Origin of the sequence: Streptomyces hygroscopicus subsp. hygroscopicus, from assembly GCF_030269125.1 — a bacterium.
Taxonomy (GTDB): Bacteria; Actinomycetota; Actinomycetes; order Streptomycetales; family Streptomycetaceae; genus Streptomyces; species Streptomyces hygroscopicus_C.
In genome coordinates this window covers 240,002-262,636 of sequence record NZ_BSSM01000010.1, presented here as the reverse complement: position 1 = coordinate 262,636, position 22,635 = coordinate 240,002, and the positions used below count along the sequence as shown (strand labels likewise).

The window sequence follows — 22,635 nt, the reverse complement described above, 5'->3', positions numbered from 1 at the left end:
CCCTCACGGCACGCGGCACTTCACTCCCAGGGCTCCACATCCACAACGGCGGCGACCTTCAACGGGCCGTAGAGATGCGGGAATTCCTCGCCCCCCGGCTCCGCCGCCTCGTACCTCAACGGCACGTCCAGGAGGGCCGGGTCCACCACCAGGACCACCAGCTCGTCCGGGCCGTCGTACTCGCCGTACAAGAAGGCGGCGACGCGCGGAAGTTGCTCGCGGGTGGAGCAGTGGATGAAGCCCACCTGCTCAAGGGTGCGGCCCCGGGTCGACAGCTCGTAGGTGCCGCGCTCGCGGGCCGTCTCCCACAGGGAGCGCTCGGTGAGGTGCAGGATGCGGGACGGTTTCGGCATGGCTCCACGGTAGACGGCGGGTCCCGCGCACTGTGGGGGTGCGCGGGGCCCGCCTGACCGGAGCCCCGGGGACACCGTGCGGGGTCAGGAGCCGCACGGGCCCGGGGACTCCGGGACCTTCGGGCCGCCGGACGGACCGGCGGCGCGGGCCCGGGTGCTCAACTGCTGCGCCGGGTCACGAACTCGGCGAGGGCCAGCAGCCCGCCCGCCGCCTCCGGGTCGGGGATCGCCCGCGCCAGCTCCTGCATCGCACGGGCCATGCGGTCGGCCGCCTCCGCCTGCGCCCAGTCCCGGCCGCCGGCCTGTTCCACGGCCAGCGCGGTCCGCGCGATCCCCTCGCTGTCCCCGGCGATGTGCGGCTTCCCGTACAGCGCCGCCAGTTCGGCCGCCGCCGGAGTGCCGGAGACGAGCGCCGCCACCACCGGCAGGGACTTCTTGCGGGCCGCGAGGTCCGCACCGGCCGGCTTGCCGGTGCGCAGCGGGTCGCCCCATATGCCGATGACGTCGTCGATCAGCTGGAAGGCGAGCCCCGCCTGCCGGCCGAAACCGTCCAGCGCGGCCACCTCCTCGGGCCCCGCCCCGGCGTACAGCGCGCCGAGGGCGCAGGCGCAGCCGAGCAGCGCGCCGGTCTTCGCCTCGGCCATGGCCAGCACCTCGTCCAGCGTGACCTCGTCCGGGGCGCGCTGCTCCAGGTCGGTGTCGGTGTGCTGGCCGGCGCACAGCTGCACCACGCAGTCCGCCAGCCGGGCGGCGGCCGGCGCCGCCGCCGGGTGCGGGTCCTCGGCCAGCAGCCGCAGCGCGAGCGCCTGGAGCGCGTCCCCGGCGAGGATCGCGTCGGTGTCCCCGAAGACGGTCCACGCCGTGGGCCGGTGCCTGCGGGTGGGGTCCCGGTCCATCACGTCGTCGTGCAGCAGTGTGAAGTTGTGGACCAGTTCCACCGCCGCCGCGGCCCGCACGGCGGCCGTCCGGGCCTCCGTGCCGCCGAGCGCGGTGGCCGCGGCGAGCACCAGGGCCGGGCGGATCGCCTTGCCCGCGTTGCCCGCGGCCGGGGTGCCGTCCGCGTGCTCCCAGCCGAAGTGGTAGCGCGCGATCCGACGCATGGAGCCGGGCAGCGACTCGACGGCGGCACGCATCGCCGGGTCGACCAGGCCCCGGGTCCGCTCCAGCAGCGCGGGCGCCTCCTGCCCGTCGAGCGGGCCGGGGCCGGCGTCACCGGTCCCCGACCGGTCCCCCGGTGTGCCGGGGTGCGGCACACCGGGAAGACGTTGTTCGGTCTCCGTCATGAACTCGGCCATGTCTCCCCCTCGACAGGTCCGCGGGCACCGGCGGTACCGGCCCGGCCGGACGCGTACCCCGAGGATGTACCCCTCCCGGCTGCCGGGAACACGGCCGCGACGTGCGGAAACGTCACCTCCACCGGCCGATCTCGACGTTCTCCAGCACGCCGAGCGCGTCGGGGACCAGGACGGCGGCCGAGTAGTAGGCCGTGACCAGGTACTTGATGATCGCCTGCTCGTTGATCCCCATGAAGCGGACGGACAGGCTCGGCTCGATCTCGTCCGGGATGCCGGACTGGCGCAGGCCGATGACGCCCTGCTCCTCCTCGCCGGTGCGCATCGCGATGATCGAGGTGGTGCGCGCCTCGCTGATCGGGATCTTGCTGCACGGGAAGAGGGGCACCCCGCGCCAGGTGGGGATGCGGTTGCCGCCCATGTCGATGGTCTCCGGCACCAGGCCCCGCTTGTTCAGCTCGCGTCCGAACGCGGCGATCGCGCGCGGGTGGGCGAGGAACAGCTTGGTCCCGCGGCGGCGGCTGAGCAGCTCGTCCATGTCGTCCGGGCCGGGTACGCCGTCGTGCGGCTGGATCCGCTGGTCGTACTCGCAGTTGCTGAGCAGGCCGAACTCCGGGTTGTTGATCAGCTCGTGCTCCTGGCGCTCCTTCAGCGCCTCGACGGTGAGCCGCAGTTGCTGCTCGGTCTGGTTCATCGGCTGGTTGTAGAGGTCGGCCACGCGGGAGTGGATGCGCAGCACGGTCTGGGCGATGCTCAGCTCGTACTCGCGGGGCCGGGGCTCGTAGTCGACGAAGGTGTGCGGGATGTCGGGCTCCCCGGAGTGGCCGGCCGCGAGGTCGACCTCCTTCTCTCCGTACCTGTTGGTGCGCTGCTCCGGGATCGAGCGCAGCCGCTCCAGGTGGGCGCGCAGCGAGTCCGAGCGCTCCGCGATCTGCTCGAAGTCCTGGCGGCTGAGGATCAGCACGGTGCTGGCCGTGTCCGCGCGGACCGTGAACTCCCAGATGGCGTCCGGATCCAGCAGCGCCTGGTCGCCGAAGTAGGCGCCGTCGGCGAGGACACCGAGGACCGAGTCGTCGCCGTAGGGACCGGTGCCGATCTTCTCGACGCGGCCGTGGGCGAGCAGGTACACCCCGTCGTTCCGGTTGCCGAAGTCGGCGATCACCTCGCCGGGTGCGAAGTCGCGCTGGCGGCAGCGCCGGGCCAGCTCGGCGAGCACGTCCTCGTCCTCGTACGACCGCAGGGCCGGGAGTTCGCCGAGTTCGGCCGGGATGACCTCCACCTGGCCCCCGGTCTTGACGAAGGTGATGCGGCCGTCGCCTACGGCGTAGGTCAGCCGGCGGTTCACCCGGTACGTGCCGCCCTGGATGTCCACCCAGGGGAGCGTGCGCAGCAGCCAGCGGGAGCTGATCTCCTGCATCTGCGGAACGGACTTGGTGGTGGTGGCCAGGTTCCGCGCTGCCGCGGTCCCGAGGGACTGCTGCGGCTTGCCCTGATCCGTGCGGACCTCTTCGCCTACCGACATATGGAAATGCCCTCCCATGTAACGCACCGGCCGCAACGGACCGGTCTCGCATCGAGCGTCCCATCACGCACGGTTGTCACGCCATTACCCGAAAGAGGGGGAATGGATCATCGGACTAGTGGGCAGAAAGGCGAACTCTGTCGAGGTCCGCGGGGCGTCGGCCGGAGGCGGGCGCGTGGTGGCCGGTTCCCTCGCCGTCGGCGACAATGGCACCGTGACCAGCAGCGATCCCCTCGCCCCCCGCCTCCCCTCCCCCCTGCGGGAGCTGCGGGACGAGCGGTTCGAGCGGCGCGGGCTCCGGCTGCTGCTCAAGCGGGACGACCTGATTCACCCCGAGCTGATCGGCAACAAGTGGCGCAAGCTCGTACCGAACATCGGTGCGGCCGGCGGGCGGGCGCTGGTCACCTTCGGCGGGGCCTACTCCAACCACCTGCGGGCCACCGCGGCGGCCGGGCGGCTGCTCGGACTGGCCACCACCGGCGTGGTGCGCGGGCAGGAGCTGGCCGATCGGCCGCTCAACCCCTCCCTCGCCCGGTGCGCGGCCGACGGGATGCGGCTGCACTTCGTCGACAGGTCGACCTATCGGCGCAAGGCCGAGCCGGAGACGCTGGCGGCGATCCTGCGCGCGGCCGGTGCCGAGGGGGCGTACGTCGTGCCCGAGGGCGGCAGCAACGCCGCGGCGGTGCGCGGCTGCACGGCCCTCGGGGAGGAGCTGCGCGGGCATGCCGACGTCGTCGCGGTCGCCTGCGGCACCGGCGGCACGCTCGCGGGGCTCGCCGCCGGGCTGGGGCGGGGGCAGCGAGCGCTCGGCGTGCCGGTCCTCAAGGGCGGCTTCCTGGCGGCCGAGGTACAGGCGTTGCAGGAACGTGCCTTCGGCGGCCGTACCGGCGACTGGTCCCTGGACGACCGCTTCCACTTCGGGGGATACGCCCGTACGACTCCCGAACTCGACGCGTTCGCCGAGGACTTCGAGGACCGGCACGGACTGCCCGTGGAACGTCTCTATGTCGCCAAGTCGCTCTACGGACTTGTCGCCCTCGCCGAGGAGGGTGCCTTCCCGCGCGGCACGACGCTCGCGGCCGTCGTCACCGGCCGGCCGTTCCCCGGAGGGCCCTGAGCCCTACGCCGCCTCCCGGTAGGCCGCCGCCTCCTCCAGGTCGAGGTGGCGCAGCAGGGCGCGCAGCATCTCGTCGTCGATGTAGCGGCGGTCGCGCAGCCGCACGAAGACCTCGCGTTCGGCGCTGATCATCGCGCGGGACAGCCGGCGGTAGGTGTCGTCCACGGACTCGCCGGTGATGGGGTTCACCTGGCCGAGGCGCTCCCAGACGGCGTTGCGGCGGCGCTCCAGGACGTCGCGCAGCCGGTCGGCGAGCGGCGGCGGCAGGGCGTTGCGTTCGTCGGCGAGGAGTTCGTCCAGGCGGCGTTCGGCGGCCAGGGACGCCTGCGCCTGGGCGTTGGCCTCGGCCAGCGTCTCGGCCTGGCGGTCGCGGCCGGGGAACCTCATCAGGCGGATCAGCGGGGCGAGCGTGAGTCCCTGCACGACCAGGGTGCCGATGACCGTGGTGAAGGTCAGGAAGAGGATCAGGTTGCGCTGCGGGAAGGGTGCGCCGCCCCGCACGGTCTCGGGGACGGAGAAGGCGATGGCCAGGGACACCACGCCCCGCATCGCGGCCCAGGAGACCACGACCGGCGCCCGCCAGGTGGGGTCCTCCTCGCGCTCCCGGACGCGCCGGGAGAGGAAGCGCGGCAGGAAGGTCGCCGGGAACGTCCACGCGAACCGGGCCGCCACCACGACCAGGAAGACGGCGACGGCGTACCAGGCCGCGTCGGCCCCGTGGTAGGCGGCGAGGCCCTGGAGGATGGGCGGCAGCTGGAGACCGATCAGGGCGAACACGGCCGACTCCAGCACGAAGGCGACCATCCGCCACACGGCCTCCTCCTGGAGCCGGGTGGCGAAGTCGACCTCCCAGGCGCGGTGGCCGAGGTAGACGGCGACCACGACGACCGCGAGCACACCCGAGGCGTGCAGCTGTTCGGCGACCCCGTAGGCGACGAACGGGATCAGCAGGGAGAGGGTGTTCTGCAGCAGGGCCTCGGTCAGGCGGGTGCGCAGCCAGTGGATCGGGACCATGAGCACCAGGCCGACGACCACGCCGCCGACCGCGGCGCGCAGGAACTCCTCGACGCCGCCCGCCCAGGTGGAGCCCGCGCCGACGGCGGCCGCGACGGCGACCTTGTAGGCGGTGATGGCGGTGGCGTCGTTCAGCAGGGACTCGCCCTGGAGGATCGTGGTGATCCGGGACGGCAGCCCGACCCGGCGGGCGATCGCGGCGGCCGCGACCGCGTCGGTGGGCGCCACGACCGCGCCGAGCACCAGCGCGGCGGGCAGCGGCAGCCCCGGTACGACGAGATAGGCGGCCCAGCCGACGACGAAGGTCGCGAAGAGGACGTACCCGACGGAGAGCAGTCCCACGGGGCGCATCTGCGCGCGCAGGTCCAGGTAGGAGCTTTCGGTGCCCTCCTTGTAGAGCAGCGGGGGCAGCACCAGGGGCAGGACCACGTCGGGTTCGAGGGTGTAGTCGGGGATTCCGGGGACGTACGACACCGCCAGGCCCACCGCGACCAGGAGCAGCGGTGCGGGCACCGGGGTGCGCCGGGCGGCCCCGGCGACCGCGGCACTGCCCGCGACCAGCAACAGCAGGGGCATCACGTCCATGCTTCTCGCCCACCCTCGTTTTTCCGCGCGGCCATCCGCACACCCGTCGTAATCTGGCAATCATGAAACAGTGCACGCACGCCGACGCGCTGCCACATCCGGAACCCGAGCCGCGGTCCGCGACGTGTCCGGAGTGCCTGGCGAACGGGACGCACCCGGTCCAGCTGCGGCTCTGCCTCACCTGCGGCCACGTCGGCTGCTGCGACTCCTCGCCGGGCCGGCACGCGACCGGGCACCATGAGCGGTCCGGTCATCCGGTGATGCGGTCGTTCGAACCGGGCGAGGACTGGCGGTGGTGCTTCGTGGACCACGTACTCGTCTGAGCGCGATCCACGTCCGGTTCCCGCCCGGATCCGGTCCGGGCCCTGCCGGGCCCGTCGGGGCCGCGCCCGAATCCCGCCCGAACCCGGCGGGGGACGGTCGGGACCGTGCCCGGAGGCGTCGCGGTGGCACCCGATCGCTGATCGTGTTCCCGTTAGGGTGCCGTGTCGTGTGACACTGCATGCGGCGGCGGACGCACGACGGTTCGGGCGTCTGACGTCTGGGTACGTCAACCCGGCGCGCGCTCTCCCGATTTGGGACCGCACACCCCCTAGACACGGAGCGTATCCACAGTTTTACTGTGAGTGACGCCAGGGGGTTGGGGTCCCGGGGACAGGAACATTCGGCGCGCGATAGCGTCACCGCTTGAACCACCTACGCGTTAGCCCGGGGGGCGACCCTCGGCCCCGTAAAGCTTGTACCACCATGGAGGTGAGGGTGTCCCAGATCGCAGGCGAACCCGCGGCGAACCAGGATTTCGTGGAGGTCCGACTGCCGGCCGCGGGTGCCTACCTGTCGGTGCTGCGGACGGCCACGGCCGGTCTGGCGGCCCGCTTGGACTTCACCCTGGACGAGATCGAGGATCTGCGCATCGCCGTGGACGAGGCCTGCGCGATCCTGCTCCAGCAGGCCGTGCCGGGCTCGGTGCTCAGCTGTGTCTTCCGGCTCGTCGACGACTCGCTGGAAGTCACCGTGTCGGCACCGACCACGGACGGCCACGCCCCCTCGCGGGACACCTTCGCCTGGACCGTGCTGTCGGCCCTCGCGGGGAAGGTCTCGTCCGCCGTCGACGAGGACAAGACGGTGTCCATCAGCCTCTACAAACAGCGCGGCGCGGGTCCCGGGCCGGCGTGAGGGAGAACGGGGACGGTCCGGTGCGGGACGAAGAGCGCGGCACGCGAGAGCTGCCGACCGGGGACGGGGGTGCCCCCTGGTCGAGTGCGGCCGAGACTTCCGGGGAGAGCCCCCGCGACGGTTCCCGGCGCATGGCGGACGGCATCGACGGCATCCCCGAGCAGGCCAGGCCGCACCCGGAGGACCACTCCGCACGGCCCGGCGGTGCGGGCGCAGGCCCTGGCGTCCCGCCGAAGGCGCGCGGCGGGGCCGCTCCCGCCGACCGCGCGGGGGCGAGGGCTCGGGGAAGGGCTACGGGCGGGACGATGAGCGAGCACGAGCGATACGCGGACGACGACGCGCTGGGCGCGGAGGCCGTGCAGGCCGCACCGCACGACCCGCAGGACCGCAGCGGGGCCCGCGCGATGTTCGTCGAGCTGCGCGGGCTCGACGCGGGCAGCGCGGAGTACGCGGAACTGCGCAACCAGCTGGTCCGCATGCATCTGCCGCTCGTGGAGCACCTGGCGCGCCGGTTCCGCAACCGCGGCGAGCCGCTGGACGACCTCACCCAGGTCGCCACCATCGGTCTGATCAAGTCGGTGGACCGGTTCGATCCGGAGCGGGGCGTGGAGTTCTCCACGTACGCGACTCCGACCGTGGTCGGCGAGATCAAGCGGCACTTCCGGGACAAGGGCTGGGCGGTCCGGGTGCCGCGCCGGCTCCAGGAACTGCGGCTCGCGCTGACCACGGCGACGGCGGAGCTGTCCCAGCTGCACGGCCGCTCGCCGACGGTGCACGAGCTGGCCGAGAAGCTCGCCATCTCCGAGGAGGAGGTCCTGGAGGGCCTGGAGTCGGCGAACGCGTACTCCACGCTCTCCCTGGACGTCCCCGACACCGACGACGAGTCCCCCGCGGTCGCCGACACGCTCGGCGCGGAGGACGAGGCGCTGGAGGGGGTGGAGTACCGGGAGTCGCTCAAGCCGCTGCTGGAGGATCTGCCGCCGCGGGAGAAGCGGATCCTGTTGCTGCGCTTCTTCGGGAACATGACGCAGTCGCAGATCGCGCAGGAGGTCGGCATCTCGCAGATGCACGTCTCCCGGCTGCTGGCGCGGACGCTGGCGCAGCTGCGGGAGAAGCTGCTCGTGGAGGAGTAGAGCGCCCCCCACCGCTTACTCGGCGCGGCCCGGACCCTTGATGCCGAGGGCCTGGGTCGTCTCGCGGTTCACGAGGAGGACGAGCGCCGCGACGGCCACGACCGCGAGGACGATGCCGACCGGGACGGCCACGCCGCCGGACTTGAGCAGGTTGTAGGCCACGGGCAGGGCCATCAGCTGGGTGATCACGGCGGGGCCCCGGCTCCAGCCCCGGCGCAGCAGGAGGCCGCGGGCGGCGAGGAGGGGGAGCAGGGCGAGCACGGCGAGGGTGATCCCGAGCGTCACGGCCTGCTGCCGGTCGTCGGGGGCGCCGGTGATGCCGAGCACGAGGACCCACAGGCCGCCGACGAGCAACACGACGCCCTCCAGGCCGGCCAGCACGGCGGCGTACGTCAGCCGACGGGGCCGGGTGCCTTCGGCGCCGTCAGCATCCTGCACAGGCTTCTGCTCACTGCTCACCCCAGCAGGGTAGCCGCCGGCGTCCCCTCGGCGGGGCGCCGGGTCGCTCACCGGCACCGGTCGGTCGGGGGCCTCGTCGACCCCCGCCGGCGGTGGGTCTCGCTCACCAGCGCCTGCCCGGTACCTCCCCGGACCGGCCGGGTACCTCGCGGGTCTCGCGCACCTCCCCCGGAGAGGCGCACCCGGCACCCGCCCGTTGCCGCCCAGGAAGCAATCGCCCGCAGCGGCGACGGCCCTGACGGCCGCAGGCAACGGCCCCCGGCACTCCCGGCACGGGGAACGGCCCCAGGCGCCCACCCGAGCCCCGCGGTCCTCGCCGGCCTCGCCCGCCTCGCATTGCTTTCTTTGGAGAGGCGCACCCGGCACGCCCGTTGCCGCCCAGGGAACGATCGCCCGCAGCGGCGACGGCCCTGACGGCCGCAGGCAACGGTCCCGGGCACTCCCGGCACGGGGAACGGCGCCATCGGCCCCAGGCGCCCACCCGAGCCTCGCAGTCCTCGCGGTCCTCGCCGGCCTCGCCCGCCTCGCGCGGAGAGGCGCACCCGGCACCCGCCCGTTGCCGCCCGGGGAACGATCGCCCGCAGCGGCGACGGCCCCAACGGCCGCAGGCAACGGACCCCGGCACTCCCGGCACCCGGACCGGCGCCATCGGCCCAGGCGCCCACCCGAGCCTCACCAACCCTCCCCCGCCTCGCCGGCCTCGCGAACCTCCCCAACCCGGCCCTCATCGCACGGCGCCCGCCCCGAGAACCCGTCCGCACCCCATGGACTCGGCCCCGCCCAGGCCGCCCCGGCGAGCGGCCCGCTCTTACCCGATCCCTACCTCGGGCTGGGCCCGGTACCGCCGGGTAGGTACGCTGCCTTGCATGCGTGCTCTTCTCGTGGTCAATCCGGCGGCAACCACCACAAGCGCACGCAGGCGTGATGTGCTGATCCACGCCCTGGCCAGCGAGATGAAGCTGGAGGCGGTCACCACCGAGTACCGCGGGCACGCGCGGGACCTGGGCCGGCAGGCGGCGGAGAGCGACGACATCGACATGGTCGTGGCCCTCGGCGGCGACGGCACCGTCAACGAGGTGGTCAACGGGCTGCTGCACGCCGGCCCCGACCTGGACCGGCTCCCCGGCCTCGCCGTCGTACCGGGCGGTTCCACCAATGTCTTCGCCCGCGCCCTGGGTCTGCCCAACGACCCGGTCGAGGCCACCGGCGCCCTGCTGGACGCGTTGCGCGAAGGCCGGGAGCGCGTGGTGGGCCTCGGCCTCGCCTCCGGAACCCCCGGCACCGAGGACGAGGCCGTACCGGCGCGCTGGTTCACCTTCAACGCCGGGCTCGGTTTCGACGCCGGCGTCGTCGGCCGGGTGGAGCAGCAGCGCGAGCGCGGAAAGAAGTCGACCCACGCGCTCTATGTACGCCAGGTGATCCGTCAGTTCCTCGGCGAAGCCAATCGCCGGCACGGCGCGATCACGCTCGAACGACCCGGCGAGGACCCGATCGAGGATCTTGTTGTCGCCATAGTCTCGAACACATCCCCTTGGACGTATCTCGGCAATCGCCCTATATACGCGTCACCTAAGGCCTCGTTCGACTCGGGCATCGACGTGCTCGGTCTCAGCCGCCTGTCGACGGCCGCGGTTGCCCGGTATGGCACCCAGTTGCTCACTTCGTCCCCCGAGCGCGGACCCCATGGCAGGCATGTCGTCTCACTCCATGATCTGGACCGCTTCACCTTGCATTCGAAGGCGCCTCTGCCTCTGCAGATGGACGGTGACCACCTGGGGCTGCGCAGAAGCGTGACGTTCACAGGCGTACGCCGCGCACTGCGTGTGATTGTGTGAGCGGAAGAGGCGAAAGTCCTTTCACTCGAACGTTTAGGCCAGGATCCACCCCATGGAAGTACGGCTGTGACCCAGTCGACACCGAGGAATCAAAAAAAACTTTCCGGAAGGGGTTGTATCCGCCGCTGAGGTTTGCGAGTCTCTACGTGGTGATCGGGACGGCCCGCAGGACCGGCCTCCGCTGATCACCAGAACCCCTCTTCATACCAAGGACCACGCCGGGGAAGACCCGGCGATCGGCCCTTCCCTTGTCGAGGGATTCGTGAAAGCGTTCACATTCACAAGCAACTTGCACGTAATACCAAGGAGAGGTAGCAGCCATGGACTGGCGTCACAACGCCGTTTGCCGCGAGGAAGACCCCGAGCTCTTCTTCCCCATCGGCAACACCGGTCCCGCGCTGCTGCAGATCGAGGAAGCCAAGGCCGTCTGCCGTCGCTGCCCGGTGATCGAGCAGTGTCTGCAGTGGGCGCTTGAGTCCGGCCAGGACTCCGGCGTCTGGGGTGGCCTCAGCGAGGACGAGCGTCGCGCGATGAAGCGCCGTGCCGCCCGCAACCGGGCCCGCCAGGCCTCCGCCTGACGCACCCACCCCAGCTGACAGCCTGAGCTTGGCGGCGCGTGCATCGCGCACGCATCTCCCGCCCCCGAGCAGCAGCGCGCAGTATCCCCCGATGCCGCCAGCGAACAGCAGCGCAGCAACGAGCACGAGCCTCGGACCAAAGCCGGTCCGGGGCTTTTTGCTGCCCCGGCACCGGCCGACCCGAACCCGGCCGGTGCCATTGGTCGATACCAACGGACCGCCCGGCGGGCCCGGTTGACTACTTCTGCGCGCGCACCGGGATGTCGAGGATCACCCTGGTCCCCCGCTCCGGCGCCGGGACCATGTCGAACGTACCGCCCAACTCGCCCTCCACGAGGGTCCGCACGATCTGGAGTCCCAGGTTGCCCGAGCGGTGCGGGTCGAACCCCTCGGGCAGGCCGACCCCGTCGTCCTGGACCGTGACGAGGAGGCGGGCCTCCTTCGTCGTACCGCCGCGCACCGCCGTGACCTCCACCGTGCCGGTCTCGCCCTCGCGGAAGCCGTGTTCCAGGGCGTTCTGGAGGACCTCGGTGAGCACCATGGACAGGGGCGTCGCCACCTCGGCGTCGAGAACCCCGAACCGCCCGCTGCGCCGTCCGGTCACCTTGCCCGGCGAGATCTCGGCGACCATCGACAGCACCCGGTCGGCGATCTCGTCGAACTCCACCCGCTCGTCCAGGTTCTGGGAGAGCGTCTCGTGCACGATGGCGATGGAGCCGACCCGGCGCACCGCCTCCTCCAGGGCCGCGCGCCCGCGTTCCGAGTCGATGCGCCGGGCCTGGAGGCGCAACAGGGCGGCCACCGTCTGGAGGTTGTTCTTCACCCGGTGGTGGATCTCCCGGATGGTGGCGTCCTTGGTGATCAGCTCGCGCTCGCGGCGCCGCAGCTCGGTGACGTCCCGGCACAGCACCAGTGCCCCGATGCGGGTGCCCTTGGGCTTGAGCGGGATGGACCGGAACTGGATCACCCCGTCGCCCGACTCGATCTCGAACTCGCGCGGCGCCCAGCCGCTGGCCACCTTGGCCAGCGCCTCGTCCACCGGACCCCGGGTGGGCGCCAGCTCGGCGGTGGTCTGCCCGAGGTGGTGCCCGACCAGGTCGGCGGCGAGACCGAGGCGGTGGTAGGCGGACAGCGCGTTCGGCGAGGCGTACTGGACGATGCCGTCGGCGTCCAGCCGGATCAGCCCGTCGCCGACCCGCGGCGAGGCGTCCATGTCGACCTGCTGGCCGGGGAACGGGAAGGAACCGGCCGCGATCATCTGGGCGAGGTCGGAAGCGCTCTGGAGGTAGGTCAGCTCCAGGCGGCTCGGGGTGCGCACGGTGAGCAGGTTGGTGTTGCGGGCGATCACCCCGAGGATCCGGCCTTCGCGTCGTACCGGGATGGACTCGACCCGTACGGGGACCTCTTCGCGCCACTCCGGGTCGCCCTCGCGCACGATCCGGCCCTCGTCGAGGGCCACGTCCAGCATGGGCCGCCGGCCGCGCGGGACGAGATGGCCGACCATGTCGTCCTGGTAGGAGGTGGGGCCGGTGTTGGGGCGCATCTGGGCCACCGAGACGTACCGGGTGCCGTCCCGGGTGGGGACCCACAGGACCAGGTCGGCGAAGGAGAGGTCGGAGAGCAGCTGCCACTCCGAGACCAGCAGGTGGAGCCACTCGAGATCGGAGTCGTCGAGGCCGGTGTGCTGGCGGACCAGCTCGTTCATGGAGGGCACGCTTGCGAGCGTACCCGGGCCTCGTTGTGGCCGAAAAACACCCGCGGGCCGCGGCGCCTGGAAGGGACCCTCAACCCTCCCGGCACCGCAGCCCGGAGCATCATCGGCCGTGGGGTGTGCGGTCCCGGTCGGCCGAAGGTTCGAGGAGCCGGGGCAGTCAGGGCAGAGAGCGCCGGTTCCTCGATCCGCCTTCCTGTGCGGGGAAGACGGGGCTTGTTCGCTTCGTGCTGTTCGCTCGCGCCACTTGGCCGAACAGCCTCTTCGATTGTGGACTGGACCAAGGGGCATGTCCATGCCCTGACCGGCATGCGAACCCCATGGCACTCGATGCCACGCAGCCTAGCCCGCCCGGGTCGACCATGGGGACAGAAGGCGGCGGTAATTTCCGTTACCCCGCGCACCGGGGCATCGGCGCGGGGGGCCCGCTCTGTTAGATTGGTCTAAACCACATAGACGCACGAGCCCTCTCCAGAACGGCAGGCCCAGCGTGGAAGTTGTCATCGTTCCGGACGCCGCGGCGGGTGGCGAGCTGATCGCCGAGGCCATGGCGCAACTGCTGCGACGCAAGCCCGACGCCCTGCTCGGCGTCGCCACCGGCTCCACCCCGCTGCCCGTCTACCAGGCGCTCGCGGGCAAGGTGCGCTCCGGCGCCGTGGACGCCTCACGGGCCCGCATAGCCCAGCTCGACGAGTACGTGGGGCTGGCCGCCGACCACCCCGAGTCCTACCGCTCGGTACTGCGCCGCGAGGTGCTGGAGCCGCTGGGCATCGGCATGGACTCCTTCCTCGGCCCCGACGGCACCGCCGAGGACGTCCAGGCGGCGTGCGCGGCGTACGACCGCGCGCTCGCCGCGGCCGGCGGGGTGGACCTCCAGCTGCTCGGAATCGGCACCGACGGGCACATCGGGTTCAACGAGCCCTGCTCCTCGCTCGCCTCCCGCACCCGGATCAAGACCCTGACCGAGCAGACCCGGGTGGACAACGCACGCTTCTTCGACGGAGAGATCCAACAGGTCCCGCACCACGTCATCACCCAGGGCATCGGCACCATCCTGGAGGCCCGCCACCTGGTGCTGCTCGCGACCGGCGAGGGCAAGGCGGACGCGGTCGCGGCGACCGTGGAGGGCCCGGTGGCCGCCGTGTGTCCGGCCTCGGCGCTCCAGCTGCACCCGCACGCGACGGTGGTCGTGGACGAGGCGGCGGCCTCGAAGCTGAAGCTGGCGGACTACTTCCGGCACGCGTACGCGAACAAGCCGCAGTGGCAGGGGATCTAGCCGCACCCGCGCGAGGGCCGGCGGCGGCGCCCCCGCCGGCCCCTGTTGGACCAGACCAACCAAGGGTGCGACGGTATACAGAGGAGATCACGGAGCGTCCGGGTGGAGTCCTGACACGGCAAGCCGTGCCACGATGTGAGCCGTGGCCGACGGGGATGTCGGTCGCTTTCGGCATCCGGAGCCGGGAAGGCAGAGCATGAGCACCGATGTCAGCAGTGCGGAGAACGAGGCCGGCACGACCGTCCGTACCGCGCGCGTGCCGAAGTACTACCGCTTGAAGAAGCACCTGCTCGACATGACGGAGACGCAGGCACCGGGCACGCCGGTCCCGCCGGAGCGCACGCTGGCCGCGGAGTTCGACACCTCCCGCACCACCGTCCGCCAGGCGCTGCAGGAACTGGTCGTGGAGGGCCGTCTGGAGCGCATCCAGGGCAAGGGCACCTTCGTCGCCAAGCCCAAGGTCTCCCAGGCGCTGCAACTCACCTCCTACACGGAGGACATGCGCGCCCAGGGCCTGGAGCCGACCTCCCAGCTGCTGGACGTCGGGTACATCACCGCCGACGACCGGCTCGCCGAGCTGCTCGACATCTCCGCCGGCGGGCGCGTGCTGCGCATCGAGCGGCTGCGCATGGCCAACGGCGAGCCCATGGCCATAGAAACCACGCACCTGTCCGCCAAGCGCTTCCCCGCGCTGCGCCGCTCGCTGGTGAAGCACACCTCCCTCTACACCGCGCTCGCCGAGGTGTACGGCGTCCACCTCGCCGAGGCCGAGGAGACCATCGAGACCTCGCTGGCCACCCCGCGCGAGGCGAGCCTGCTGGGTACGGACGTCGGCCTGCCGATGCTGATGCTGTCCCGGCATTCGGTGGACCGCGACGGCCAGCCGGTGGAGTGGGTGCGCTCGGTGTACCGCGGCGACCGCTACAAGTTCGTCGCCCGTCTCAAGCGCCCGGTGGATTAGGCGCGGGCGTTTCCGGACGCGTCCGTTCCTTCGCCGAATCGATATAGACAGCTTGAGACAGGGTCTTCCACTGGCTGGATACCGTCACCTAGATTGCCTGCGCATTACACAGGTGATCAACGAGGGACGGAGCCGCAGCATGTCAGAAACGCCCGAAGTCAGACCACCGGTGGTGACACCGGTGCGCGTGGTCATCGGTATCTGTCTCGTCGCGCCCTTCGTGGCGATGCTGTGGGTCGGCTCGTACGCGAAGACGGACCCGACGCTCATCGGAATCCCGTTCTTCTACTGGTACCAGATGATGTGGGTGCTGATCTCCACCGCCCTCACCATGATCGCGTACAAGCTGTGGCAGCGCGACCAGCGCTCCCGCCGTGACGCGCAGGGGGGTGCGGCGAAGTGAAGACCGGGGTCAACGGCGTCGCGCTCGGCGTCTTCATCTTCTTCTTCCTCGCCGTCACGGTGCTCGGCTTCCTCGCCGCGCGCTGGCGTCGGGCCGAGAACGAGCACTCGTTGGACGAATGGGGCCTGGGCGGGCGGTCGTTCGGCACCTGGATCACCTGGTTCCTGCTCGGCGGCGACCTGTACACGGCGTACACCTTCGTGGCCGTGCCGGCGGCGATCTACGCGGCCGGCGCGGCCGGCTTCTTCGCGGTGCCGTACACGATCCTGGTCTACCCGCTGATCTTCACCTTCCTGCCGCGGCTGTGGTCGGTCTCGCACCGCCACGGGTACGTCACCACCTCGGACTTCGTGCGCGGCCGGTTCGGTTCGAAGGGGCTGTCGCTCGCGGTGGCGCTGACCGGCATCCTCGCGACGATGCCGTACATCGCGCTCCAGCTCGTCGGCATCCAGGCGGTGCTGGACGTGATGGGCGTCGGCGGTGGTGACAACACCAACGCGTTCGTGAAGGACCTGCCGCTGCTGATCGCGTTCGCGGTGCTGGCGGCGTACACGTACTCCTCGGGTCTGCGGGCGCCCGCGCTGATCGCGTTCGTCAAGGACGGGCTGATCTACATCGTGATCGCGGTGGCGATCATCTACATCCCGATCAAGCTGGGCGGGTTCGACGACGTCTTCGCGAAGGCGGCCCACGCGTTCGGCCAGGTGAACCCGGCGACGGGCAAGCCGCGGGGGGCGCTCGCGCCGGCGCCGGCGGGGCAGTGGACGTACGCCACGCTGGCACTCGGCTCGGCGCTCGCGCTGTTCATGTACCCGCACTCGATCACCGCGACGCTCTCCTCCAAGAGCCGCAACGTGATCCGCCGCAACACCACGATCCTGCCGCTGTACTCCCTGATGCTCGGTCTGCTGGCGCTACTGGGCTTCATGGCGATCGCGGCCGGGGTGAAGGTCACCAACGGTCAGCTGGCGATCCCGCAGCTGTTCGAGGACATGTTCCCGGACTGGTTCACGGGTGTGGCGTTCGCGGCGATCGGCATCGGCGCGCTGGTGCCGGCGGCGATCATGTCGATCGCGGCGGCGAACCTGTTCACGCGCAACATCTACAAGGACTTCATCAAGCCGGACGCCACGCCGAAGCAGGAGGCGCAGGTCTCCAAGATCGTGTCGCTGCTGGTGAAGGTCGGCGCGCTGATCTTCGTGCTCGGCATGGACAAGACGGTCGCCATCAACTTCCAGCTCCTCGGCGGCATCTGGATCCTTCAGACGTTCCCGGCGCTGGTCGGCGGCCTGTTCACCCGCTGGTTCCACCGCTGGGCGCTGCTCGCGGGCTGGGCGGTCGGCATGGTCTACGGCACCCTCGCCGCGTACGGCGTCGCCTCCCCGGCCCAGAAGCACTTCGGCGGTTCCGCCGACGAGATCCCGGGCATCGGGCAGATCGGCTACATCGGCATGACGGCGTTCGTCCTGAACGTCCTCGTCACCGTCGTCCTCACCGTCGTCCTCAAGGCCGTCAAGGCCCCCGAGGGCATCGACGAGACCCGCCCCGAGGACTACACGGCGGACGCGGGCGACCCGGGCGTCGAGGTGGAACTCCCGCCGGCCACCGCCGGAAGCACCCACTAGAGCGCCCCGAAGAGGCGCGGGGCGGTATCGGCATGCGGCTGCGCCGCGTGAACACCGCCCACCACGGACAACCCGCGGCGGGCCGCCGGAAAGCACATGCTCCGGCGGCCCGCCGTCGTGCAGACTCACCGCCATGACCCTTCACATCCGCCGCGCCCTCCCCGCCGAATACGACGCACTCGGCGAGATCACCGCGCGGGCCTACCTCGACGACGGTCTCCTGGACTTCGGCGAGAGCGACAGCTACCTCGACGAACTCAAGGACGTGGCCAAGAGGGCCTCGGCGGCCGAGGTCCTCGTGGCCACCGCCGACGACGTCCTTCTCGGCGGTGTCACCTTCGTACCCTCCCCCGGCGCCATGGCCGACATCGCCCGCCCCGAAGAGGCCGAGATCCGCATGCTGGCCGTGGACAAGGCGGCCCGCGGCCGGGGTGCCGGCGAGGCGCTCGTGCGGGCCTGTGTGGAGCGGGCGCGCGCCAGGGAGGGCTGCCGCGCGATCGTGCTCTCCACGCAGCGGACCATGCGCGGCGCCCACCGCATCTACGAGCGCCTGGGCTTCACGCGCACGCCCGAGCGGGACTGGCAGCCCCTCCCGGAGCTGGACGACATCACTCTGCTCACCTATGAGTTGACGCTCTGATACCGGTGGCGACACAACATCTGGGGGTGGCATGACGGCCCGGCACTAGATGTATGCTCATGCTCGCTGTCGTCGCAGGGGAATCCGGTGGGAATCCGGAACTGTCCCGCAACGGTGTACTTGTGCGCATCCGCGCACAGGAGTCAGTCCGAGGACCTGCCGGCAGCACGCGCCCGGCCGGCCGGTTCGGGCGCTCTGAGACGTCCGGGCCTCGTGGAGTGGGCCGGTGGACGCGACGCCGTGCGCGCTCGTGGCTGCCCCCTGCCCTCCGCCAGGCCCCGTGCCGAGCGAGGGAGAGCCCCACGTGACCATCGCGCCAGCAGACCCGGCTTCAGCCCCAGGCCTGGAGAACGACGGTCCCGGTGCCGCGCTGCTGCGGACCCTGACCGAGCTGACCGGGGACCTCCCCGACGCCGACCCCGGCCGGATCGCCGCCGCCGCGCTGCGCGGCCGCTCGGCCCACGCCGACGAGGCGGAGCTGCGCGAACTCGCGACGGAGGCCGCGGCCGGACTGATCTCCGACGACCCCGCGTACTCGCGGCTCGCCGCCCGGCTGCTCACCCTCTCCATCCGCGACGAGGCCGCCTCGCAGGGCGTGACCTCGTTCACCGAGTCGGTCGCCGTCGGACACCGCGAGGGGCTCATCGCCGACCGGACGGCCGAGTTCGCGCGCGTCCACGCCGCCCGCCTCGACGCCCTGATCGACACGGCCGCCGACGACCGCTTCGGCTACTTCGGCCTGCGCACCCTGCACAGCCGCTACCTGCTGCGCCACCCCATCACCCGCAAGGTCGTCGAGACCCCCCAGCACTTCATGCTGCGGGTCGCCGCCGGGCTCGCCGAGGACGACTCCGTCCGCTCGGTGGACGAGGTCGCCGCGCTCTACCGGCTCATGAGCCGGCTCGACTACCTGCCCTCCTCGCCCACGCTGTTCAACTCCGGCACCCGGCACCCCCAGATGTCGTCGTGCTACCTCCTCGACTCCCCGCTGGACGAGCTGGACTCCATCTACGACCGCTACCACCAGGTCGCCCGGCTCTCCAAGCACGCCGGCGGCATCGGTCTCTCGTACTCCCGTATCCGCGCCCGCGGTTCGCTGATCCGGGGTACCAACGGGCACTCCAACGGCATCGTGCCGTTCCTGAAGACCCTGGACGCCTCGGTCGCCGCCGTGAACCAGGGCGGCCGGCGCAAGGGCGCGGCCGCGGTGTACCTGGAGACCTGGCACTCGGACATCGAGGAGTTCCTGGAGCTGCGGGACAACACCGGTGAGGACGCCCGCCGTACGCACAACCTGAACCTCGCGCACTGGGTGCCGGACGAGTTCATGCGCCGCGTCAACGCCGACGAGCAGTGGTCGCTGTTCTCCCCGGCGGACGTGCCCGAGCTGGTGGACCTGTACGGCGCGGAGTTCGACGCCGCCTACCGCGGGGCCGAGGAGGCGGGACTCGCGAAGAAGACCATGCCCGCCCGTGAGCTGTACGGCCGCATGATGCGCACCCTCGCGCAGACCGGCCAGGGCTGGATGACCTTCAAGGACGCCGCCAACCGCACCGCCAACCAGACCGCCGAGCCGGGCCAGGTCATCCACTCCTCCAACCTCTGCACGGAGATCCTGGAGGTCACGAACGACGGCGAGACGGCGGTCTGCAACCTGGGCTCCGTCAACCTGGGGGCCTTCGTGGCCGACGGGGACATCGACTGGACGCGCCTGGACCAGACCGTCCGCACCGCCGTCACCTTCCTCGACCGCGTCGTGGACATCAACTTCTACCCGACCGAGCAGGCGGGCCGCTCCAACGCCAAGTGGCGCCCGGTCGGCCTCGGCGCCATGGGACTGCAGGACGTCTTCTTCAAGCTGCGCCTGCCCTTCGACTCCCCCGAGGCGAAGGCCCTGTCCACCCGGATCGCCGAGCGGATCATGCTCGCCGCCTACGAGGCATCCGCCGACCTCGCCGAGCGCAACGGCCCGCTGCCGGCCTGGGACAAGACCCGTACCGCGCGCGGTGTGCTGCACCCCGACCACTACGACGTCGAGGAGACCTGGCCCGAGCGCTGGGCGGCGCTGCGGACGCGCATCGCGGCGGTCGGCCTGCGCAACTCGCTGCTGCTGGCCATCGCCCCGACGGCCACCATCGCCTCCATCGCGGGCGTCTACGAGTGCATCGAGCCGCAGGTGTCCAACCTGTTCAAGCGCGAGACGCTGTCCGGTGAGTTCCTCCAGGTCAACTCGTACCTCGTCGACGACCTGAAGAAGCTCGGCGTGTGGGACGCGCAGACCCGGGAGGCGCTGCGCGAGTCCAACGGCTCGGTGCAGGGCTTCACCTGGGTGCCGGCGGACGTGCGCGAGCTGTACCGCACGGCGTGGGAGATCCCGCAGCGCGGCCTGATCGACATGGCGGCGGCGCGCACCCCGTTCCTCGACCAGGCGCAGTCCCTGAACCTGTTCCTGGAGACGCCGACGATCGGCAAGCTCTCCTCGATGTACGCCTACGCCTGGAAGTCCGGGCTGAAGACGACGTACTACCTGCGCTCGCGCCCGGCGACCCGCATCGCCCGCGCCGCCCAGGCGCAGAAGACCATCCCCGTCCAGCAGGTCGCCGACCCGGATGCCGTCGCCTGCTCCCTGGAGAACCCCGAGTCCTGCGAGGCCTGCCAGTAATGCCCGCCCGTCACCCGACCACCACCCCTGGAGGACGGCGCTCCGCGCCGACAGCGATGACCCGTAACCAGAACCTCCTCGACCCGGGCTTCGAACTGACCCTGCGTCCCATGCGCTACCCGGACTTCTACGAGCGCTACCGGGACGCCATCAAGAACACCTGGACCGTGGAGGAGGTCGACCTCCACTCGGACGTCGCCGACCTCGCGAAGCTGAGCCCTGCCGAGCAGCACCTGATCGGCCGCCTGGTCGCGTTCTTCGCGACGGGTGACTCGATCGTCGCCAACAACCTGGTGCTGACCCTGTACAAGCACATCAACTCCCCCGAGGCGCGGCTGTACCTGAGCCGTCAGCTCTTCGAGGAGGCGGTGCACGTCCAGTTCTATCTGACGCTGCTGGACACCTACCTGCCCGACCCGGAGGACCGCGCGGCGGCGTTCGCGGCCGTCGAGAACATCCCCTCGATCCGGGAGAAGGCCGAGTTCTGCTTCAAGTGGATCGACTCGGTGGACAGGATCGACCGCCTGGAGACGCGGGCGGACCGCCGGCGCTTCCTGCTCAACCTGATCTGCTTCGCCGCGTGCATCGAGGGCCTGTTCTTCTACGGCGCGTTCGCGTACGTCTACTGGTTCCGCAGCCGGGGTCTGCTGCACGGGCTCGCCACCGGCACCAACTGGGTGTTCCGCGACGAGACGATGCACATGTCCTTCGCCTTCGAGGTGGTCGACACCGTCCGCAAGGAGGAGCCGGAGCTGTTCGACGACCAGCTCCAGCAGGAGGTCACCGACATGCTGCGGGAGGCCGTCGCGGCCGAGCTGCAGTTCGCGCGCGACCTGTGCGGTGACGGCCTCCCGGGCATGAACACCGACTCGATGCGGCAGTACCTGGAGTGCGTGGCCGACCAGCGTCTGACCCGGCTGGGCTTCGCGCCGGTCTACGGCTCCGAGAACCCCTTCTCCTTCATGGAGCTCCAGGGCGTTCAGGAGCTGACCAACTTCTTCGAGCGCCGTCCGTCGGCGTACCAGGTGGCGGTGGAGGGCACCGTCGACCTGGACGAGGACTTCTGAGCCTCCTTCTCTCCGCGAGTCTCCCGGGCCTCCTGGGCCTTCCTGATCTGCCGGTCGATGCGCCTGTCGCGCAGGATGCCGAGCACGGAGGGAAGGACCAGGAGGACGAGGATCGCGAGGGTGGCGGTCATTCCGATCAGGCCTTGGATCTGGTTTCCGGTCATGCCACCACTGTCCTGCCGGACACTGCTGTCCGGGAGTGGCAGGACTGCCGCACTCCATCGAATTACTGCCAGCATCGAGGCATACTGGTGGCATGCTCAAGAACGTGGCCGCCGTGCTGCTGAACGGAGTGCACCCCTTCGAGCTGGGCGTCGTCTGCGAGGTCTTCGGCATCGACCGCAGCGACGAGGGGCTGCCGGTGTACGACTTCGCCGTGGTCTCGGCCGAGGGACCCGAACTCGGCACCCACTGCGGGTTCACCGTCTCCACGCCGCACGGCCTGGAGCGGCTGGAGGAGGCCGATCTGATCGCCGTGCCCGCCGGCGAGAGCTATGTGGACCGGGAGTATCCGCCCGAGCTGCTCGCGGCGCTGCGACGGGCGGTCGAGCGGGGCTGCCGGGTGCTCAGCGTCTGTTCCGGGGTCTTCGTGCTGGCCGCCGCGGGGCTGCTGGACGGGCGGCGGTGCGCGGTGCACTGGCACCACGCCGAGCAGCTGGCCCGGCGCTATCCGCGGCTCGCCGTCGAACCGGACGTGCTGTACGTGGACGAGGACCCCGTGATCACCTCCGCGGGTACCGCGGCCGGTATCGACGCCTGTCTGCACCTGGTGCGCAAGGAGCAGGGCCCGGAGGTCGCCAACAAGATCGCCCGGCGGATGGTGGTCCCCCCGCACCGGGACGGCGGCCAGGCCCAGTACATCGAGAGGCCGCTGCCCAAGGCCCCGTGCGACACCGTCGGCGAGGTCCTGGTGTGGATGGAGGGGCACCTCGACGTGGAGGTGACCGTCGAACAGCTCGCCGCCCGCGCCCACATGGCGCCGCGCACCTTCGCCCGCCGTTTCCAGCAGGAGACCGGGACCACGCCCTACCGCTGGATCCTGCGCCAACGGGTGCTGCGCGCACAAGAGTTGCTGGAGGGCACGGACGAGACGATGGACGCGATCGCCGCGCGCACCGGGTTCGGTACGGCGGCCGCGCTGCGCCACCAGTTCGTGCGGGCGCTCGGCACCACGCCGAACGCCTACCGGCGCGCGTTCCGGGGCCCGCAGGCCGCCTGACCGCGCG

General features: G+C 71.2%; 20 protein-coding genes and 1 riboswitch. Of the genes, 14 read left to right on the top strand and 6 right to left on the bottom strand.

The genetic code is table 11. The features are described 5' to 3' along the window. Positions 1-20: 20 nt before the first annotated feature. The 3 genes from QSK45_RS23055 to QSK45_RS23045 all read right to left on the bottom strand — a co-directional run bounded on the left by QSK45_RS23055 (position 21) and on the right by QSK45_RS23045 (position 3,167). Complete coding sequence (locus QSK45_RS23055; protein ID WP_285559831.1) at positions 21-353, bottom strand: DUF952 domain-containing protein; 333 nt, start codon at positions 351-353, stop codon at positions 21-23. Between the two features lie 158 nt (positions 354-511). Beyond that, on the bottom strand, positions 512-1,648 hold the full coding sequence (locus QSK45_RS23050; RefSeq protein WP_285559828.1) for a family 2 encapsulin nanocompartment cargo protein polyprenyl transferase: 1,137 nt from the start codon (positions 1,646-1,648) through the stop codon (positions 512-514). Positions 1,649-1,760: 112 nt separating this feature from the next. Then, entirely contained in the window at positions 1,761-3,167 is a 1,407-nt protein-coding gene (locus QSK45_RS23045; protein ID WP_285559826.1) for a family 2B encapsulin nanocompartment shell protein, read from the bottom strand. A 214-nt stretch (positions 3,168-3,381) separates the two neighbouring features. Here QSK45_RS23045 and QSK45_RS23040 point away from each other — a divergent pair, with 214 nt between their 5' ends. After that, the gene (locus QSK45_RS23040; RefSeq protein WP_285559825.1) at positions 3,382-4,284 is read left to right on the top strand and encodes a 1-aminocyclopropane-1-carboxylate deaminase/D-cysteine desulfhydrase; all 903 of its coding nucleotides are present in this window, start codon (positions 3,382-3,384) and stop codon (positions 4,282-4,284) included. 3 nt (positions 4,285-4,287) lie between these two features. Here the strand turns inward: QSK45_RS23040 and QSK45_RS23035 are convergent, their stop codons facing one another. Next, positions 4,288-5,883 (bottom strand): Na+/H+ antiporter, encoded by a 1,596-nt coding sequence (locus QSK45_RS23035; RefSeq protein ID WP_285559823.1) that lies wholly within the window; start codon positions 5,881-5,883, stop codon positions 4,288-4,290. A 62-nt stretch (positions 5,884-5,945) separates the two neighbouring features. Here QSK45_RS23035 and QSK45_RS23030 point away from each other — a divergent pair, with 62 nt between their 5' ends. The 3 genes from QSK45_RS23030 (at position 5,946) to QSK45_RS23020 (ending at position 8,192) form a co-directional block, all read left to right on the top strand. Further along, positions 5,946-6,206, top strand: a complete 261-nt coding sequence (locus QSK45_RS23030) for a UBP-type zinc finger domain-containing protein (protein ID WP_285559822.1) — start codon at positions 5,946-5,948, stop codon at positions 6,204-6,206. Positions 6,207-6,642: 436 nt separating this feature from the next. Then, the gene (locus tag QSK45_RS23025; protein ID WP_009190566.1) at positions 6,643-7,059 is read left to right on the top strand and encodes an ATP-binding protein; all 417 of its coding nucleotides are present in this window, start codon (positions 6,643-6,645) and stop codon (positions 7,057-7,059) included. Between the two features lie 20 nt (positions 7,060-7,079). Next, the gene (locus tag QSK45_RS23020; protein WP_285559818.1) at positions 7,080-8,192 is read left to right on the top strand and encodes an RNA polymerase sigma factor SigF; all 1,113 of its coding nucleotides are present in this window, start codon (positions 7,080-7,082) and stop codon (positions 8,190-8,192) included. A gap of 15 nt (positions 8,193-8,207) precedes the next feature. Here the strand turns inward: QSK45_RS23020 and QSK45_RS23015 are convergent, their stop codons facing one another. Continuing rightward, positions 8,208-8,651 (bottom strand): hypothetical protein, encoded by a 444-nt coding sequence (locus tag QSK45_RS23015; protein WP_285559817.1) that lies wholly within the window; start codon positions 8,649-8,651, stop codon positions 8,208-8,210. An 866-nt stretch (positions 8,652-9,517) separates the two neighbouring features. Here QSK45_RS23015 and QSK45_RS23010 point away from each other — a divergent pair. Together QSK45_RS23010 and QSK45_RS23005 are read left to right on the top strand one after the other, a co-directional pair. Further along, complete coding sequence (locus tag QSK45_RS23010) at positions 9,518-10,486, top strand: diacylglycerol/lipid kinase family protein (RefSeq protein WP_285559815.1); 969 nt, start codon at positions 9,518-9,520, stop codon at positions 10,484-10,486. Between the two features lie 320 nt (positions 10,487-10,806). After that, entirely contained in the window at positions 10,807-11,064 is a 258-nt protein-coding gene (locus tag QSK45_RS23005) for a WhiB family transcriptional regulator (protein WP_003992873.1), read from the top strand. A gap of 238 nt (positions 11,065-11,302) precedes the next feature. On the opposite strand, the gene QSK45_RS23000 is transcribed toward QSK45_RS23005, so the two are convergent. After that, positions 11,303-12,769 carry a sensor histidine kinase gene (locus tag QSK45_RS23000; RefSeq protein ID WP_285559941.1) on the bottom strand — a complete coding sequence of 489 codons (1,467 nt, stop codon included), beginning with the start codon at positions 12,767-12,769 and terminating at the stop codon, positions 11,303-11,305. A 496-nt stretch (positions 12,770-13,265) separates the two neighbouring features. On the opposite strand from QSK45_RS23000, the gene nagB reads away from it, so the two are divergent. The 8 genes from nagB to QSK45_RS22960 all read left to right on the top strand — a co-directional run bounded on the left by nagB (position 13,266) and on the right by QSK45_RS22960 (position 22,628). After that, entirely contained in the window at positions 13,266-14,051 is a 786-nt protein-coding gene (nagB, locus tag QSK45_RS22995; RefSeq protein ID WP_285559813.1) for a glucosamine-6-phosphate deaminase, read from the top strand. Positions 14,052-14,247: 196 nt separating this feature from the next. Beyond that, positions 14,248-15,012, top strand: coding sequence for a GntR family transcriptional regulator (locus QSK45_RS22990; RefSeq protein ID WP_285559811.1), 765 nt, complete (start codon positions 14,248-14,250; stop codon positions 15,010-15,012). Between the two features lie 139 nt (positions 15,013-15,151). Next, a complete protein-coding gene (locus QSK45_RS22985; RefSeq protein ID WP_285559809.1) occupies positions 15,152-15,415 on the top strand; it encodes a DUF3311 domain-containing protein in 264 nt (87 codons plus the stop codon). Further along, a complete protein-coding gene (gene mctP, locus QSK45_RS22980) occupies positions 15,412-17,040 on the top strand; it encodes a monocarboxylate uptake permease MctP (protein WP_285559808.1) in 1,629 nt (542 codons plus the stop codon). The genes QSK45_RS22985 and mctP overlap by 4 nt, the downstream gene beginning before the upstream one ends. Before the next feature lie 133 nt (positions 17,041-17,173). Beyond that, a complete protein-coding gene (locus QSK45_RS22975; RefSeq protein WP_285559806.1) occupies positions 17,174-17,680 on the top strand; it encodes a GNAT family N-acetyltransferase in 507 nt (168 codons plus the stop codon). 18 nt (positions 17,681-17,698) lie between these two features. Beyond that, a riboswitch (cobalamin riboswitch) is annotated at positions 17,699-17,858 on the top strand. A 126-nt stretch (positions 17,859-17,984) separates the two neighbouring features. Beyond that, positions 17,985-20,342, top strand: coding sequence for a ribonucleoside-diphosphate reductase subunit alpha (locus QSK45_RS22970; protein WP_285559804.1), 2,358 nt, complete (start codon positions 17,985-17,987; stop codon positions 20,340-20,342). A 56-nt stretch (positions 20,343-20,398) separates the two neighbouring features. Then, positions 20,399-21,409: a ribonucleotide-diphosphate reductase subunit beta gene (locus tag QSK45_RS22965; protein WP_285559802.1), complete on the top strand. Its 1,011-nt coding sequence runs from the start codon at positions 20,399-20,401 to the stop codon at positions 21,407-21,409. Between the two features lie 256 nt (positions 21,410-21,665). Next, positions 21,666-22,628: a GlxA family transcriptional regulator gene (locus tag QSK45_RS22960; RefSeq protein ID WP_285559800.1), complete on the top strand. Its 963-nt coding sequence runs from the start codon at positions 21,666-21,668 to the stop codon at positions 22,626-22,628. The last annotated feature ends 7 nt before the right edge of the window (positions 22,629-22,635 follow it).